The organism is Streptomyces sp. NPDC004561 (genome assembly GCF_053602155.1).
In genome coordinates this window covers 1-1978 of sequence record NZ_JBSGDB010000838.1, presented here as the reverse complement: position 1 = coordinate 1978, position 1978 = coordinate 1, and the positions used below count along the sequence as shown (strand labels likewise).

The following is a 1978-nucleotide window of genomic DNA, read 5'->3' as shown; positions in this document are numbered from 1 at the left end:
CCGGCACGGCCGTACCGGCAGGCCATGTCGTCGTCACCCTCGGCCAGGACTACACGCACCTCACTCCGGCAACTCCCGCCCCGGCCCAGAGCGTTTCCGCGTCGAACGCGGCGACGGAGGCGGACTCCGGCCCGGCCGTGAAGGCGGGTGGCGTGCCCTGCGTCAACTGACCCACGTCTGTTGCCGCGGCGGCGCCGGCAGCGGAAGGCCGGGCGACGGAGGCGCCCGCGGGGCACCTCCGGGTCCACCGGCCCCCGCACGGACGGCCGTTCGGCCCACCACTGTCGACTTCGAGAAATGCAAGAATTCGGTATGGGAATGATCCTGGTCACTGTGGAGCGGGATTTGCCATCAACCCCACGGCCCTTTTCCGGCTGCCTCGTTTTTACCTGTGCGCTGAAGCGACCGGACGCCGCAGGGCGCGACTCAACGCATTGGGTTTGGAGTTGACCAATTTCCCCCCATGGGCGGGTCGTGAATCAATTGCACCGAGTTGGTGAACGCGTTGTGAGGTGAAGTCCCTCTGACAGTCCGTAAAGGGCTTTGAAGCCCATCGGTATGAAATCCAGAGGCACTACCTTGACCTCGACGGCACTCGATACGTCACCCCCGTTCCCGGAGTTCTCCGGAGACCGGGCCGTCTTCCGCTCCGCGGCGGCCGCGCCGCCGCGCACCCTCATCGACATCCTGCACGCGACCGCCGCGCTGCACCCGGACGCACCCGCTCTCGACACGGGCGCCGAGGTGCTGTCGTACCGTCAGCTGTGCGCCGAGGCCCACAGACGCGCGCGGCGGCTCACCGAGCGGGGTATCGGCCCCGGCGACCGTGTGGGCGTGCGAGTGCCGTCGGGCAGCGCGGAACTGTATCTGTCGATCCTCGCGGTCCTGCACAGCGGCGCCGCCTACGTCCCGGTCGACGCCGACGACCCCGAGGAGCGCGCCGCGACCGTGTTCCACGAGGCGGGCGTGTGCGACGTACTGGGCCCGCACCCGCACCCCGCCGAACCGGTACCGCCCTACGGAGCAGCGTGGGGTTCCGCGCCCACCCCCGGGGACGACGCCTGGATCATCTTCACGTCCGGCTCCACCGGCGCGCCCAAAGGCGTGGCCGTCACCCACCGGTCCGCCGCCGCCTTCGTCGACGCCGAGGCCACGCTCTTCCTGAGCGACCGGCCGCTCGGCCCCGGCGACCGGGTCCTCGCGGGCCTGTCGGTCGCCTTCGACGCCTCCTGCGAGGAGATGTGGCTGGCCTGGCGCTCCGGCGCCTGCCTGGTGCCGGCCGAACGGTCCCTGGTGCGAGCCGGGCATGAACTCGGCCCGTGGCTCGACGCCCGTGGCATCACCGTCGTCTCCACGGTCCCCACCCTGCTGGCGATGTGGCCGGAAGAGGCGTTGCGGCGGATACGGCTGCTCATCCTCGGCGGCGAGGCCTGCCCTCCCGGCCTCGTCGATCGGTTCGCCCGCCCCGAGCGGGAGATGTGGAACACCTACGGCCCGACGGAGACCACCGTCGTGGCCTGCGCGGCCCGGCTCCAGCCCGCCCAGCCCGTGCGTATCGGACTGCCGCTCGCCGGCTGGGAGTTGGCGGTGGTGGACGAGGCCGGCGAACCGGTCTCCTACGGCGAGCAGGGCGAACTGGTCATCGCCGGCGCCGGAACCGCTCGCTACCTCGACCCCGTGAAGGACGCGGAACGCTTCCGGCCGTGCCCGGCGCTGGACTCGCCCCGCGCCTACCGGTCGGGCGATCTCGTGCGCGCCGACGCCGAGGGACTGGTGTTCCTCGGCCGCGCCGACGACCAGGTCAAGCTCGGCGGACGCCGCGTCGAACTCGGAGAGATCGACACGGCCCTGCTCGCCCTGCCCGGCGCCCAGGTGCTGGTCGGCTACGTCGTCCCGCAGCGGACCGCCGACGGCCACTCCGCCTTCGACGCCGACAAGACCAGGGCCCTGCTGGGCGAGCGGCTGCCCGCACCGCTGG

1 protein-coding gene is annotated in these 1978 nt (G+C 71.9%); it reads left to right on the top strand.

All coding sequences use genetic code 11. The annotated features are described in order from the left end of the window. Nucleotides 1-558 precede the first annotated feature (558 nt). Nucleotides 559-1978, top strand: a 1420-nt coding sequence (locus ACWEN3_RS45905; protein WP_452984312.1) for an amino acid adenylation domain-containing protein, incomplete at its 3' end; no start/stop codon positions are given.